The 14,869-nt window shown below is 44.7% G+C and carries 13 protein-coding genes and 1 tRNA gene; 11 read left to right on the forward strand and 3 right to left on the reverse strand.

Annotated elements, in window-relative coordinates:
- Window positions 1-11: 11 nt before the first annotated feature.
- Together folK and folB are read right to left on the reverse strand one after the other, a co-directional pair.
- Window positions 12-506, reverse strand: coding sequence for a 2-amino-4-hydroxy-6-hydroxymethyldihydropteridine diphosphokinase (gene folK, locus ABD128_RS05255; protein ID WP_343987570.1), 495 nt, complete (start codon window positions 504-506; stop codon window positions 12-14).
- Between the two features lie 18 nt (window positions 507-524).
- Window positions 525-881 (reverse strand): dihydroneopterin aldolase, encoded by a 357-nt coding sequence (gene folB, locus ABD128_RS05260; protein WP_343987573.1) that lies wholly within the window; start codon window positions 879-881, stop codon window positions 525-527.
- A 241-nt stretch (window positions 882-1,122) separates the two neighbouring features.
- Between folB and plsY the strand changes: the two genes are divergently transcribed.
- The 4 genes from plsY (at window position 1,123) to ABD128_RS05280 (ending at window position 4,561) form a co-directional block, all read left to right on the forward strand.
- Window positions 1,123-1,734: a glycerol-3-phosphate 1-O-acyltransferase PlsY gene (gene plsY / locus ABD128_RS05265; protein ID WP_343987576.1), complete on the forward strand. Its 612-nt coding sequence runs from the start codon at window positions 1,123-1,125 to the stop codon at window positions 1,732-1,734.
- Window positions 1,735-1,745: 11 nt separating this feature from the next.
- On the forward strand, window positions 1,746-2,933 hold the full coding sequence (locus ABD128_RS05270) for a multidrug effflux MFS transporter (RefSeq protein ID WP_343987579.1): 1,188 nt from the start codon (window positions 1,746-1,748) through the stop codon (window positions 2,931-2,933).
- 110 nt (window positions 2,934-3,043) lie between these two features.
- Window positions 3,044-3,706 carry a YoaK family protein gene (locus ABD128_RS05275; protein WP_343987582.1) on the forward strand — a complete coding sequence of 221 codons (663 nt, stop codon included), beginning with the start codon at window positions 3,044-3,046 and terminating at the stop codon, window positions 3,704-3,706.
- A gap of 84 nt (window positions 3,707-3,790) precedes the next feature.
- Window positions 3,791-4,561, forward strand: coding sequence for a sulfite exporter TauE/SafE family protein (locus tag ABD128_RS05280; RefSeq protein WP_343987585.1), 771 nt, complete (start codon window positions 3,791-3,793; stop codon window positions 4,559-4,561).
- Between the two features lie 21 nt (window positions 4,562-4,582).
- Here ABD128_RS05280 and tsaD read toward each other — a convergent pair whose 3' ends face one another.
- The gene (gene tsaD / locus ABD128_RS05285) at window positions 4,583-5,605 is read right to left on the reverse strand and encodes a tRNA (adenosine(37)-N6)-threonylcarbamoyltransferase complex transferase subunit TsaD (protein WP_343987588.1); all 1,023 of its coding nucleotides are present in this window, start codon (window positions 5,603-5,605) and stop codon (window positions 4,583-4,585) included.
- A gap of 181 nt (window positions 5,606-5,786) precedes the next feature.
- On the opposite strand from tsaD, the gene ABD128_RS05290 reads away from it, so the two are divergent.
- The 7 genes from ABD128_RS05290 (at window position 5,787) to ABD128_RS05320 (ending at window position 14,845) form a co-directional block, all read left to right on the forward strand.
- Window positions 5,787-8,351, forward strand: a complete 2,565-nt coding sequence (locus tag ABD128_RS05290) for a TonB-dependent receptor plug domain-containing protein (protein ID WP_343987591.1) — start codon at window positions 5,787-5,789, stop codon at window positions 8,349-8,351.
- A 157-nt stretch (window positions 8,352-8,508) separates the two neighbouring features.
- Window positions 8,509-8,724, forward strand: a complete 216-nt coding sequence (gene rpsU / locus ABD128_RS05295) for a 30S ribosomal protein S21 (protein WP_110199417.1) — start codon at window positions 8,509-8,511, stop codon at window positions 8,722-8,724.
- A gap of 55 nt (window positions 8,725-8,779) precedes the next feature.
- A complete protein-coding gene (locus tag ABD128_RS05300) occupies window positions 8,780-9,226 on the forward strand; it encodes a GatB/YqeY domain-containing protein (protein WP_343987597.1) in 447 nt (148 codons plus the stop codon).
- A 135-nt stretch (window positions 9,227-9,361) separates the two neighbouring features.
- The gene (gene dnaG, locus ABD128_RS05305; protein WP_343987599.1) at window positions 9,362-11,143 is read left to right on the forward strand and encodes a DNA primase; all 1,782 of its coding nucleotides are present in this window, start codon (window positions 9,362-9,364) and stop codon (window positions 11,141-11,143) included.
- A gap of 149 nt (window positions 11,144-11,292) precedes the next feature.
- Entirely contained in the window at window positions 11,293-13,173 is a 1,881-nt protein-coding gene (rpoD, locus tag ABD128_RS05310) for an RNA polymerase sigma factor RpoD (protein WP_343987602.1), read from the forward strand.
- A 120-nt stretch (window positions 13,174-13,293) separates the two neighbouring features.
- Window positions 13,294-13,370 (forward strand) — tRNA-Ile (locus ABD128_RS05315).
- 161 nt (window positions 13,371-13,531) lie between these two features.
- Window positions 13,532-14,845 (forward strand): DUF2254 domain-containing protein, encoded by a 1,314-nt coding sequence (locus ABD128_RS05320; RefSeq protein WP_343987605.1) that lies wholly within the window; start codon window positions 13,532-13,534, stop codon window positions 14,843-14,845.
- Window positions 14,846-14,869 lie beyond the last annotated feature (24 nt).

Raw genomic sequence — 14,869 nt, forward strand, 5'->3', positions numbered from 1 at the left:
TACTTTGCTCCTTATATTTGCCACTCGAAATCAATCGGCCACAGTGGCTGTTTGTCTTTGTTAATGAATGATTGCCACAAATTCTGATAGGTCTTACCTGCGACCGGATGTTTTAAATCGGGCGCGATTTCAGCCAAAGGTAACAGCACAAAAGCATGGTATAACACTTCACCTCTTGGTAGCCGAACCGGCTTTTCGCACACTAAATCATCATACAGCAACAGATCGATATCTAGCGTTCGGTTACTAAACTTAGCTTCGCCGCGAATCCGCCCAGCAGCTTTTTCAATCTGCTTAAAGGCTTGGTCAACCTGTGACACCGTCATCTGAGTCTTGGCCGAGGCCACAAGATTCAAAAAGTTATCACCATCGAAACCCACAGCTTCACTTTCATAAACCTTAGAAAGCTTTAATTCAGAGAAATAATAACCGAGTTGCTCGACGCCAAATCGAATCCGGTTCTCAGCGTCCTGGTTACTGCCTATACTGATATATATCTTTGGCATAATAATCCTAGTGGGCGCTTACCCTTTTGAACCACGCTCAATCAAGACGCCAACATTCTTAGAACCACGTACCGCACCTGGTTTACTCAACTTTAATTTTAACCACGGGACATTGAACTCGGTACGAATGATTTCTGCGATCTTCTCCGCCAGCGTCTCGACCAGCTGAAACTCGGACTCCTCAACAAAACTGATGACTCTTTTAGCGACCGACTTATAGTCTAAACACTTGTCAATCGTATCCTCTAACGCTGCTGGCTGAATATCATGAGCCATTTCCAGATCAATACTGATGGTTTGGCGAATTTGACGCTCCCAGTCATAAATACCAATCACCGTATCGACTTTTAAATCTTCAATAAAAACAATATCCACGCGATTTCTCAAACTGTTATAGTTAGTAGTCTGATAGAATATCAAATTCCAGCCAATTTGTTATCAATCCTTGAATTTTTTGTATACACTAAAGAAAAATTAAGGTGGCGCGTCAAATGGCGCCAAACCATTAAAAATTGCTAATCTGCGAAATGGAGTTAGTCGCAACTATGTGTATCGAAAGTGCACCCCATAACATCGTTGTCAGCATCTACGTTAGCCTAAAGCTAGAGGTTAATTGATGGATTGGAGCGTTGTCGGACTATGGATACTGGCTTACTTAACCGGCTCAATATCGAGTGCAGTTATTGTATGTCGCGTCATGCAACTTCCCGATCCACGTGATTTCGGCTCCAACAACCCAGGTGCAACCAACGTTTTAAGGCTTGGAGGGAAAAAAGCCGCGTTATTCACCCTTTTGGGTGACATGCTCAAGGCCATCATTCCCATTCTAATAGGTTATGCCCTAGATTTGCATAATCGAAATTTAGGCTGGGTTGGCTTTATGGCGTTTATTGGCCACCTATACCCGCTGTATTTTAATTTTAAAGGTGGCAAAGGCATGGCAACCTACTTCGGTGCCTTAGTTGCTCTGTCGCCATTATTATTAGGGTTCTGTGTAGTTACTTGGGCCGTTACTGCGTTTTTTAGCCGCTACTCATCGCTAGCATCACTACTCGCCAGTTTTGCGGTAGCAGCCTTTGGGTTTTACATCGACCATAGATATTTTTTCCCGTTGTTCGCCATGTTCTTGATCTTGACCTGGCGCCATCGCCAGAACATCAAAAACCTGTGGCACGGAACTGAACGAAAAATCACTGACAAAAAATCACGTAGTAAAAACGAGGCATAGAAATCAAAACAATGAGTCACAATAAAGCTATAAATCCCCTTCGACTACTACCTCTACTCGCCTCCATCGTTGCCATCTCACCTTTAGCTATCGATATGTACTTGCCGGCGATGCCAACTATTGCCGAAGAATTCAATACCAGCCCCACCGCTGTGCAAAATTCATTAAGTATATACATGGCGGGGTATGCTTTAGGTATGCTCGTATTCGGTCCAATCGCCGACCGTATTGGACGTCGGAGTGTAGTAATCATTGGACTATTAGGTTTTACTTTCTTTTCTGTTGCCTTAGCTTTTGCACAGTCTATCGAGAGTTTCCTAACGTTACGCTTTTTCCAAGCAGCCATCAGTAGCGGCGCCACAGTAGTCGTGCCCGGTGTGATTCGTGATATGTACGGACGACATACCGCAAAAGGGCTGTCTTACGTCAGCATGATCATGATGATTGCACCGATGATAGCTCCGAGCATTGGTAGTCTGATTCTTCACTTTACGGGCTGGCGAAATATTTTCTTCGTATTAGCCGCTTATGCAGTGCTTATTCTTGGATTTGTGGTGTGGAAACTTCCAAGCAGCATGCCGAAGAAGAAAAACCGACAATGGTTACGAGAATTCGCCAATAACTACAAGTCTGTTTTTGCAAACAAATCGGTGCGACTGGACTTGTTCACCTCGATGTTCGCGACTTTTGCCTTTTTCTGCTACCTGACTTCGATCTCATACCTCTATATTAGTCACTTTGGTGCAGATGAAAAAACATTCAGTATTCTGTTTGCGGCAAACGTCATCGGGCTATTTATCAGCAATATCATCAATAGCCGCATTGTTGAGAGGTTTGGTTCCCGAAAACTCCTACGCTTCGGCTCTGTATACGCTTTATTTACGGGTACTCTTTTCTTTACAGTTTTAGAATTAGACCTAGGGCTTTATATTACCGCCGCCTCGATTTTCCTTTTGCTCGGTTCGCTTGCTTTCATCACCACCAACTCCGATGCACTAGTGCTTAATACCTTCGCCGAAAAAAGTGGTACCGCCACTGCCGTAATAGGCACGTTAAGATTTGGCTCCGGTGCCTTCGCCGGGCCATTGCTTGCCCTGCTTTACAATGGAACACCGCACAATTTCGCATGGCTAGTCTTAGCCTCGGTGATTCTGGTAATCTTGATGCAAGCGCTTAATTTTAAGAACACGAGAGGCTGAATATCACAGTAAATCAATGACTTAGCTCCATGACTATTGATAAAAACTTTTAAGCCTCAACATACACCTACATAGCTGTAGCTTGAGAGCTTCATTTATAAAGGACTCATGTGATTACTAAGTTGCCCCGATGGGTTGAATATGGTGCATTTATCCTCGCTTTGATTGCTGGATTGGTTAATGCCATTGGCTTTCTAGGGTTTAAGCATCAATCCGTATCGCACTTGTCAGGCACCACCACACTTCTAGGCACGGGTATTGCAGACTTTGCGTGGGCTGATGTTTTGCACCTAACCTTTATTATCTTATGTTTTGTTTTAGGCGCTTCTGTCTCAGGTTATACGCTACGCGATGGTGCTCTTAAGCTAGGGCGCAATTACAGCGGGCTACTTATGCTAGAAGCCGCGCTTTTAATTGCTTCAGTTTTCTTTTTAATGAACGACTCCTTGTATGGACACTTTCTCGCATCCGCGGCTTGTGGGCTACAAAACGCATTCGCCAGTACCTACAGCGGTGCCATAGTACGTACGACTCATGTCACCGGTATTTTTACCGACTTAGGTATTATGCTTGAAGGTAAGTTAAGGGGTGAACCATTCGATAAACGCAAAGCTTTACTGTTTATTCTGATCATCGTTGGCTTTGTGCTTGGCGGGGCTTTAGGAGCTTATTTATTCAGTATCCTTAAATTCAAAGCGCTCTTTATCCCTGCGGGGATTTGTTTATTACTAGCGGTATCCTACTCGGTTTATAAAACACGTCTAGCCTCGTAAAGCACGACATAAATGACGCAAATCGAGTGTAACCATTCACGTTATGTTTTGCCTAAAACATTAAAAACCCTTAGGTGATTGTATATGTTTGAATTATTGTTGCTGTTCGCTGCCGGTTTCTTTGGTGGGGTACTTAACTCTATTGCTGGTGGTGGAAGCTTTTTAACCTTTCCTGCTCTACTGTTCGTAGGCGTGCCACCGGTTAGCGCCAACGCTACCAACACCTTTTCTTCTTGTGCTGGTTATTTAAGCGGTGCCTATGCCTTCAAAGAAGATCTTCAGAAACAAAAGAAAAAGTTACCAAAGCTAATTATCGTCAGCTTAGTGGGTGGCGTTCTCGGTTCGTGGTTATTATTGCAGACACCCGAAGAACTGTTCCGTGAATCGATCCCTTGGTTACTGTTATTCGCCACCTTCTTTTTTACCTTTGGTGGTTACATCAACCAAACGCTACGACGCCTGACCTCACACCATCAACACGCATCTTCGATAGGAAACTATCTGTTATTACTTTTATTGCTTGGAGTTTGTACCTATGGTGGTTTCTTTAACGCAGGGCTAGGGGTTATCACCCTCAGCTATCTTGCGCTAGCAGGCTTTACCGACATCAACGCCATGAATGGTATTAAACTTCTGGTTTCTTCGGTGGTATCGCTAATCGCCACCACAGTGTTTATCTATAACGGCGCAATTGCTTGGTATGAAGGGTTTATTGTATTGGTTGGCACTTTATTTGGCGGTTATGTAGCGGCGCACGCTTCGCGCCGCATCTCTCAACATTATGTCAGACTGGTTGTGATTCTAGCCAGTATTGCGATTACCGCATATTTCTTTATAGAGACTTATGCGAGTTAGGTTACCAAGATAGTCACAAAGTTAACTTAACTCTGCAATAGGCCAGCGAGGTTTTGCTCTAACCGCTGGCTCTTCGAACTCACCTTGCCCTTTTAGAATTGCCTGATAGCGACAGAAGCCAGCATAAGCGATCATGGCACCGTTATCGGTACAGAATTTAGGTCGTGGATAATAAGCTTTACCACCCTTCGACTCGAGTAAGTCGCTGAGCTTTGCTCTTAAAGCAACGTTAGCGCTGACACCGCCCGACACAACAAGCCGATTCCTACCCGCCTGCTCTAAGGCTCGGCGACACTTAATAAAAATGGTATCGACCACCGCTTCTTGGAAGGCATAAGCAATATCAGCGAGGGACTGCTCAGACTTATCAGAACTGTTGTACAAATTAGCCACCGCGGTTTTTAGGCCACTAAAACTAAAATCTAAACCAGGTCTATCAGTCATGGGGCGTGGTAGCTTATAAATCCCGGCTCGACCTTTTTCCGCAAGTTTCGCTAGCGCAGGGCCACCCGGATATCCAAGCCCCATAATTTTTGCAGTTTTATCGAAAGCTTCACCGGCGGCATCATCAATCGACTCACCCAAAATATGGTATTGCCCTAGGTTTTCAACATCGACCAAGAGCGTATGCCCTCCTGAAACCAGTAAAGCGACAAACGGAAACTCAGGCTTATCATCTTCTAGCATAGGCGCTAACAAGTGGCCTTCCATATGGTGCACGCCAACAGCAGGGATATCCCACGCATAAGCCAAGCTACGGCCAACGCCAGCTCCGACGAACAAAGCGCCAATCAATCCTGGACCTTTGGTATAAGCGATGGCATCGATGTCATCTTGGTTGCAATTCGCTTGTTTGAGAACCTCTTGAACGAGAGGAATTGTTTTGCGTACATGATCACGCGAGGCCAGTTCTGGCACCACGCCACCATACTCAGCATGTAACTCGACTTGGCTATAAAGTGCATCGCCGATGATGCCCTTTTCAGAATCATAAATCGCCACGCCAGTTTCGTCGCAAGAAGTTTCAATACCCAGTATTTTCACTGCAATTCCGCTTAAATTTTTATTTAATGACTGGCCAAGATTATATAGAAATCGTAAGGCCGTGGCGAGTATTGCTAGGGTTGGCACCAAATAAGCTTACTCCGCACATAAATGTGAACTAGCTCACAGTCAAAAAGTGGCCTTCTAGATACCTTTAGCTTTCCACTATTAGGGGGTAACTATGAAAAAAAACATAATTCACGCGGCGGTGATTGCAACCTTAGCCGCAACTTATTCAAGTACTACCGAAGCTGCTCAAGAGAGCAACACTAAACAAAATGCTTCAAAAGAATCCAAAACCATCATTGTCACTGGTACTCGTGTCAGCGGTCGAACGATTGAAGACACCGCCGTTCCGGTTGATTTAATCACCAGCGACATTATCGAAGAATCAGGAGCCAGCGAAGTTGGTGAGTTACTACAAAAACTGGCACCATCCTTCAACTTCTCTCGCACCACCGTCAGTGACGGTACCGATATCATCCGTCCAGCGACCTTAAGAGGCCTCGGCCCCGATCAGGTACTGATTTTAGTCAATGGTAAACGCCGCCACAGCCAAGCTTGGGTCAATATCCAGCAAACTATCGGACGTGGTTCTGCGGGTACTGATATCAACTCAATCCCCGTTTCCGCAATTGAGCATATCGAAGTATTACGTGATGGCGCAGCCGCCCAATATGGCTCCGACGCTATTGCTGGGGTAATCAACATCATCCTCAAAGGCGGAAGCGCCGGAACAACACTTTCTGGAAAATGGGGCCAAACTAAAGAAGGCGACGGAACAGTAAAGCAGGTTTCCGCCAACAGCACCATCGAGCTTGGCGACACTGGCTTCTTGAACTTAACCGCCGAGTTCCGTGACCGTGGCGCTACCAATCGAGCGGGGATCAGTAATCGCAAAGATCGAGTAATTATGCGTCTAGGCGACTCTTCAGCTGAAAATAAATACCTGTTCTTTAATGGCGAGGCAGGCATTGCCTATTTCTTTGGTGGTGTTTCATCACGCTCAGGTCAATCTGGTGGTTTCTACCGCTTCGAAGATCGCGCAGACCGAAACGTACCGCAAGTGTATCCCGATGGTTTCTTGCCTTTGCAGAACACCAGTGTCGATGACACTTCTCTAGCGTTTGGTATTCGCGATTTTATTGGCGAGTCGTGGGAATATGACCTGAGCGCGGTTTATGGCAAAAACGAATACGGTTTTATCGCGTCAAACTCCTTGAACGCCTCCATCGCCGCTCAATATGTGGCTAACAATCCTGGCGCTACAGACGCGGAAATTGCCGCCAACGCAGGGCCAACCCGAGCTGATAGTGGTGGCATCGAGTTTCAGCAATTAACCTATAACTTTGATTTAAGTAGTCCGTTGGACTGGGGATTGCACGACGATGTGTATTTTTCAACTGGTATCGAGTACCGCGAAGAGGACTATGGTATCAACGCTGGTGAACTGGTTTCATATTCTTGTGGTTACACTGGCAACACCAACAACCCATTCCCGTCAGTAATCGATCCAAACGTTGCTGCGGCCTGCGGTATGCAAGGCTTCCCAGGTTACAGCCCTGAAATTTCAGCGGCAAGTCAGCGCGAGCGTGACAACTATGCCTTTTACATCGACATGGAGTCCAACCTAAGCGATAACTTCCTGCTCGGTATTGCCGCCCGCTACGAAGACTTTAGTGATGCAGGCGACGCTACCACCGGAAAACTATCAGCTCGCTGGGATCTAACTGAAACCTTTGGCTTAAGAGGCGCGGTTTCAACAGGCTTCCGCGCACCAAGTCTAGCTCAGCGTGCTTTCACCACAGTATTTACTGACGTTGATGGCACAGAGTTGTCACAAACCTACCATGCGCCAGAAGGCAGTGAATTTGCAGCAGCCTACGGTGTAAGTAAGCTAGAGCACGAGTCCTCGGACAATATTAGTCTTGGCGCAGTGTATAGTCCTGGCAACGGCCTTAGCATCTCGTTAGATGCCTATCAAATCGATATTGAAGATCGTATCGTACTAGGCGGTGGTTTAAATGGCCAAAATGCTGATGCTAACGGTACCCCGGTCGTTAACCAACCAGCTTTGGATTACCTCAACGCCAATGGCTATAACAAAGGTCAGTTCTTCTCCAACGCAATCGACACCGAAACCTTTGGTGCTGACTTTGTATTAACTTACGATTGGGGAACTGAAAGCTGGGGTGATTACACCTTTACCTGGTTAAGTCACTACAACCGTACCGAAGTTAAAGAGATTAACGCCCCCGAAGGAGTCTTACCCGAAACACTATTCTCAAAAGCACAAGTTGATAATATTGAAACGGGACAGCCACGTCAGCGTTTAATGCTTGGCCTGGATTGGGCACTTAATAACTGGTCATCTTCATTAAAGGTGAATCGTTACGGTAAAGTAAAGACATCATTCTTTACTTGCCAAGGATTGGGCATTCCAACCTCCAACCCAGACGTTTGTAATGGCGTCTTAGGGATCGACCCATCACCGTCAGTCCGCTCAAGCGCCAAGTGGTTAGCGGATCTTGAGGTTCGTTATGACTTCGACAATGGCGTTAGATTAACGGTTGGTGGAAACAATATTACTGATGAGTACCCAGACAAGTTACCAGACAATGCGGTTCACCGTTTTATTAGTGATGCCCCTGAATTTGGTAACTATATTTACCCTTGGGAATCCACTCCATTCGGTATAAATGGTGCTTTTTACTACGTCAAACTAGACTTCAGTCCATCAAATTAAGCAAAGATCGCAAATAAATGGCCTCGAAAGGGGCCTTTTCTTTGCTTTTTGCTTGAAAAATGTTTAAAATTTGCGCCCTTCTTGAGTCAATAGTTTCAGTTCAAGAAGTTAACTTTCTGATTTTATTAACATTAACTTAAAGGTTAGGTGATTTTTAATGCCAAGCGTAAGAGTAAAAGATAACGAGCCATTTGACGTTGCATTACGTCGCTTCAAGCGCTCATGCGAAAAAGCAGGTATTTTGGCTGAAGTTCGTAAGCGTGAATACTACGAAAAGCCGACATCTGTACGCAAGCGTGAAAAAGCAGCGGCAGTAAAGCGTGCAGCGAAAAAAGTAGCTCGCGAAAACGCTCGTCGCATTCGCTTGTATTAAGAGCTTATTTAAGCAATTCTTTTTAAGAACGCATTAGATAAGTGAGAGGATAGCCGTGTCAGCAATACATGATCGTCTAAAAGAAGCCATGAAAGATGCCATGCGCGCTAAGCAAAAAGAGCGCTTGAGCACTATCCGCTTAGCTTTGTCTGCTATTAAGCAGGTCGAAGTAGACACTCGTGAGACGTTAGATGACGCGGCCGTTCTTGCTATCTTAGACAAGCTAGTAAAACAGCGTCGTGATTCGATTAAGCAATACGAAGATGCCGGTCGTCAAGAACTCGCCGAAATCGAAAAAGCTGAAATCGAAGTTCTACAAGATTTCCTTCCAGCACCATTAACTGACGAAGAAGTCAGCGCCCTGATTGAAGATGCCGTTAACAAAACTGGCGCAGAATCAATGAAAGATATGGGCAAGGTCATGGGGCTATTAAAACCACAACTCCAAGGTCGCGCAGATATGGGCGCCGTTAGTGGTAAAATTAAGGCTCGTTTGTCTTAATTAGACTTTCCTGTTTTAAAACAATTTTTCTACAAGACTATTTTCCTACAAGCTAGGTAAAATAAGCTCCCTCTGCTATGATTGGGCTAATAATTTTTTGTGTCTCAATAAAACGTTTCTCTCTAAGAAAGAATAATGGCCCTTATCCCTCAGCAGTTTATTCAGGAGCTTTTAGCTCGAATTGATATTGTCGATTTGATCGATTCGCGTCTGCCATTAAAAAAAGCAGGGAGCAACTATAAGGCTTGTTGCCCTTTCCACGGCGAAAAAACCCCTTCTTTCTCGGTCAGTCAGGATAAACAGTTTTACCATTGCTTTGGTTGCGGTGCCCATGGCAACGCCATTGGCTTTATCATGGAATACGATCGCTTAGAGTTTCCAGATGCTGTTGAAGAACTAGCCTCAAGTCTTGGCATGGAGGTTCCGCGCGATGAAAATGCGCCCAACCGCCCTAAGGTCGATGTGTCTCTTTATGACTTGATGGAGAAAATAGCTAAGTTCTACCAGCGTCAATTAACCACACCTCAGGGTAAGCCAGCTGTTGAGTACTTAAAAAAGCGCGGCTTAAGTGGCGAGATAGCCAAACAGTTTGGTATTGGCTTCGTGCCAAACGAATGGCGCAATCTAGAGAAAATCTTCCCAAAACTGAAAAGCGACAAGAAGCTTCAGCAGCAACTCGTCGATTGTGGCATGTTGATCAAAAAAGACAATTCTAGCTACGACCGTTTCCGTGATCGCATCATGTTCCCGATTAAGGATAAACGTGGTCGTGTTATTGCCTTCGGTGGTCGTATAATTGATCAAGGTGAGCCTAAATATTTGAACTCACCTGAAACGCCGATTTTCCACAAAAGTAACGAACTTTATGGTCTATATCAGGCGCGCCAGGCTAACCGGAAGCTTGAGCGTTTACTGGTTGTAGAAGGCTATATGGACGTGGTGGCACTTGCGCAATTCGGCTTCACCAACGCGGTGGCTACGCTCGGTACGGCGACCACAGAAAGTCATCTACAGCAACTCTTTCGAGCGACTCGCGAGCTAGTGCTATGTTTCGACGGTGATAGAGCCGGTCGCGACGCTGCACTGCGTGCTCTAGACCATGGCTTGAGTCAGCTCAGAGATGGCCGTGAAATTAAGCTGATGTTTTTACCGGACGGCGAAGACCCAGACTCGATGGTTCGAAAAGTTGGTCAAGAAGCCTTTACCCAGCAGGTTCAAGAGGCGACACCGCTATTTGAGTTTTTACTGAGCCACTTAGCGTCACAAGTTGATTTGGACTCGGTTTCAGGTCGTGGCCAACTAGTTCACCTGGCTAAACCTTACATGGAAAAAGTCTCAGACCCGATATATCACGAGTTTTTTAGCCATGCATTGGCCAAAAAAGCTCAGTTATCGGTTGAAAAGTTAGAGAAAATCATCGCCCAGCCTGAGGTGAAACCCAAAACCGTCCCTCGACAGCAGTCTGCACAAAAGACGGGGAAGACCAATAAAACAATCCAACTAGCTCTAACGTTACTGTTACAACAGCCATCTTTGGGCTTATCGATTACTAACTTTGTATGGTTAAAAACGTTACCTGAAAAGGGGCCTAAGCTACTACAGCAGCTCCTTGAAATTATTCATAGAAACCCCAATATAACAACAGGTACCCTGCTCGAGCATTGGCGAGATCATGAAAAGCTCTATCAACGGCTTTCTCAACTCGCAATTCACCAACGAGAAGAGCGGATGCGGGGTAATGAGCAAGCAGAGCTCCAAGACTGCATGAAACAACTCCTTCGCCAGGCCCAAACCCAACGTTTGGATTACCTTCGATTAAAGGATGAACAATCAGGTCAAAAATTAACGGCTACAGAAAAATCCGAATACCAGCAATTACTATTGTTGGCGAAACAAAAGCCTCAAAAATCAGGATAAAGCTAACGCTTGCTGAAATGGGGGCAAATTCTGTATAATTTGCGGTTCGCCATGCGTTAACCGCGAGGGTTATGTGCGCCTAACGCCTAGCCAATTATGAATTCGCGTATATACGCAAATGGTGTGTGATCACAACAAAGGTATTCTAGATGTCAGAGAATTCGCAACAGTCACAGCAGTCACAGTTAAAGTTACTTATTGCGCGTGGTAAAGAACAAGGGTTCTTAACCTATGCGGAGGTGAACGATCACCTACCGCCAGATATTGTCGATCCAGAACAGATCGAAGACATTATCCGCATGATTAACGATATGGGTATTCAGGTTTACGAAACAACGCCTGATGCCGACGAGTTAATCATTAACGATGAATCAGTGACTGATGAAGAAGCCGCTGAGGAAGCTGCAGCCGCTTTAGCCAGTGTCGATGGTGAGTTTGGCCGTACAACCGACCCAGTACGCATGTACATGCGTGAAATGGGTAGCGTTGAACTTCTTACTCGTGAAGGCGAAATCGATATTGCTAAACGTATTGAAGAAGGCATTCGCCAAGTTCTTACAGCAATTGGCAACTACCCTGACACAATCCGTATTTTGCTTGAAGAATACGATCAGTATAAAAACGAGTTTATCCGCCTTACCGATATCGTAAACAGTTTCCTCGACGGCGAAGAAGCCGAATTCGTACAAGAAGAGTCTGAAGCAGCTAAAATCGCGAGTGCCAATGCGGAAGCGGAAGCTGAAGATGAAGATCTTGATGATGATGTCGAAGAAGATGAAGACGACGCCGATGATGAAGAAGCGACAGAAGTGGATACTGGGCCAGATCCAGAAGAAGCGGAAGAGCGCTTCACTGCACTTGCCAAGCAATATGATAAAACAGTAAAAGCCATTAAGCGCTACGGTCGCGACCACAAGTCTGCAATCAAGCAAATTGAGGCGATGTGTGAGCTGTTTATGAACATTAAACTGGCTCCACGTATGTTCGATTACTTAGTACAAAACCTACGTACTAAGATGGACAGCATCCGTGAGCAAGAGCGCTATATCATGCACATGGCTGTTAAAAAAGCTCGTATGCCACGCAAGACCTTTATTTCTACTTTCTCAGGCTCAGAAACCAATCCTGAGTGGTTAGACGGTCATCTTGCAAAGAAAAGTAAATACTCAGAAGCTTTAGCAGAGTATGCTGAAGATATTCGCAAAGCTCAGCGCAAAATGCAACTAGTAGAAGAAAGCTGTGACTTATCGGTGCTTGAAATTAAAGAAGCTAACCGTGAAATGTCGATTGGTGAAGCGAAGGCTCGCCGCGCGAAGAAAGAAATGGTTGAAGCAAACCTACGTCTGGTTATTTCAATCGCAAAGAAATACACAAACCGTGGTTTACAGTTCTTGGATCTGATTCAAGAAGGTAATATTGGTTTGATGAAAGCGGTAGACAAGTTCGAATACCGTCGTGGTTATAAGTTCTCAACCTATGCGACATGGTGGATTCGTCAGGCGATTACTCGTTCGATTGCTGACCAAGCACGTACGATTCGTATCCCTGTACACATGATTGAAACCATCAATAAGCTAAACCGTATTTCTCGCCAAATGCTTCAGGAAATGGGTCGTGAGCCACAACCGGAAGAGTTGGCAGAGCGTATGGAAATGCCGGAAGATAAGATCCGTAAAGTCCTTAAAATTGCCAAAGAGCCGATTTCTATGGAAACGCCGATTGGTGATGATGAAGATTCACATCTTGGTGACTTTATCGAAGACTCGACGATTGACTCGCCGGTGGACGCTGCTACAGGCGAAAGCTTGAAAGAAGTGACTGACGAAATTCTAGCTGGCCTAACCGCCCGTGAAGCGAAAGTCCTTCGTATGCGTTTCGGTATTGATATGAATACGGATCATACGTTAGAGGAAGTCGGCAAGCAGTTCGACGTAACTCGTGAACGTATTCGTCAGATCGAAGCCAAAGCGTTACGCAAGCTACGCCACCCAAGTCGTTCAGAAAAACTTCGTACTTATATTGATGAGTAGGAAACAGGAATCTTAATTAGTTTTAATTAATTCAGATTTATTATTGCACGCGCAGGAGATTTTTCGTAAACTCCTGCGCGTTAGCATTTTTGCAGCACCTCTTTTTTTAGTTGTATAGATGGGCCTTTAGCTCAGTTGGTTAGAGCACCCGACTCATAATCGGTAGGTCCCCAGTTCAAGTCTGGGAAGGCCCACCATTTATACAACCCCATTATTTTTACAACCCAATCACCTCCCAGTTCCTCTTTTGTCGCCAGTTCTTGTTACTTTCGATTAACTGCACCTCAAGCGTCTACCCCATTGATTATCAATCGATTTTAGCCAACAATGGTTAAACGCTTTAATTAAAAGGATGGTCATGAAATCTTGGGTATCTAAGCTTTATAATATTTGGGAACTGACGCGGAATAGCTTATTTTATGTTCCGGTTATTATATCTTTCTGCTTCATAGCGGGTATTATTGCCGTTTTCCTCTTCGAGCTTCACTATACGGAACTCGTCCATAAGATCCACTACCTATATGCTGGTAGTATTGAAGATGCGAAAAGTATTCTACAAACCGCCTTGTCGGCAATGATAACCATGACCACACTGGTCATTTCGATAACCATGGTAGTTTTAAGCCTTTCTGCATCACAACTCGGTCCACGTCTTATTAATACATTTATGAGCAGCCGAGTAACACAAATCTATATAGGCTTCTTTTTTGGCAGTATTGCCCTTTGTTTGACTCTATTAATTCTTTTACATGACAACTCAACTTTTGATAAAACGCCGCGATTATCAATTAGCGCCAGCTTTACCATAACCTTTATCAACCTATTTATCCTTTTAGGGTACGTTAACCACGTTGCTCGTTCAGGCATCGCTGATACAACCATCAATAGAGTCAGTTGTGAAATCCAGCAATCCTTAGAACGACTCTGCACAACCGATGACCTTAATGATAATAAAGCCAATCAAGCTTTAAAGCCTGCAGACTTTGAGTCAAATGGTCGAGCCCTGTATAGCTCTCATAATGGTTATATTCAGAATATCCAGTACCCAACACTTTTAACTTTAGCTCAAGACACAGGCCTTGTGATTCAATTGGATTGCATGGCAGGAGACTATCTCTTTAAAGGCCAGCAAGTCGGTATCGTTTACCCTGCAAACAAAATCACTCCAGAGATCGAGCTGGCATTGTTTGCATGTATTGATGTAGGAGAGAATCGAACTGGCGCACAAGATATCGAGTATTCAGTGCGACACCTAGTAGAAATCGCTATTCGAGCTTTATCGCCAGGAATTAATGATGACTTTACCGCTATAACGGTACTCGATAAACTTTCAGGGTTACTAGCACAGCTGATGGACTCCAAGCTCCCTAGTCATATTTACCATGATGAGTCTGGGCAACTAAAGTTAGTTGCAAAATCAAGTCATAAACCCGAGATATTCTTCCGCGCTCTATCGAAAATTAGGGATGCAGGAAAACAAAATCCTGGTATCTTAATGCAATTGATTTTTGTTTTAGGAGAGCTAAAGAATTCCTCGTATCCAAATAAAGAGTACGATGCCATAAACCTACAAATAGCTTATATCCGCCAGCATATAACCGAATTCTTTGCGGAGAGTGAAGAGCAAAAAGCACTCGAGAAAATGCTGTCAAAATATGGGCTTAAGTCTTAACACAAGACTCAAGCCCTTGCTTTT

The sequence above is a fragment of the Kangiella japonica genome (genome assembly GCF_039523535.1).
GTDB lineage: Bacteria > Pseudomonadota > Gammaproteobacteria > Enterobacterales > Kangiellaceae > Kangiella > Kangiella japonica.

Excerpts from the sequence above, each read along its gene's own strand:
- folK (WP_343987570.1), bottom strand. The coding sequence starts at position 506 with ATGCCAAAGATATATATCAGTATAGGCAGTAACCAGGACGCTGAGAAC.
- plsY (WP_343987576.1), top strand. The coding sequence starts at position 1,123 with ATGGATTGGAGCGTTGTCGGACTATGGATACTGGCTTACTTAACCGGC.
- ABD128_RS05270 (WP_343987579.1), top strand. The coding sequence starts at position 1,746 with ATGAGTCACAATAAAGCTATAAATCCCCTTCGACTACTACCTCTACTC.
- ABD128_RS05280 (WP_343987585.1), top strand. The coding sequence starts at position 3,791 with ATGTTTGAATTATTGTTGCTGTTCGCTGCCGGTTTCTTTGGTGGGGTA.
- ABD128_RS05290 (WP_343987591.1), top strand. The coding sequence starts at position 5,787 with ATGAAAAAAAACATAATTCACGCGGCGGTGATTGCAACCTTAGCCGCA.
- rpsU (WP_110199417.1), top strand. The coding sequence starts at position 8,509 with ATGCCAAGCGTAAGAGTAAAAGATAACGAGCCATTTGACGTTGCATTA.
- dnaG (WP_343987599.1), top strand. The coding sequence starts at position 9,362 with ATGGCCCTTATCCCTCAGCAGTTTATTCAGGAGCTTTTAGCTCGAATT.
- rpoD (WP_343987602.1), top strand. The coding sequence starts at position 11,293 with ATGTCAGAGAATTCGCAACAGTCACAGCAGTCACAGTTAAAGTTACTT.
- ABD128_RS05320 (WP_343987605.1), top strand. The coding sequence starts at position 13,532 with ATGAAATCTTGGGTATCTAAGCTTTATAATATTTGGGAACTGACGCGG.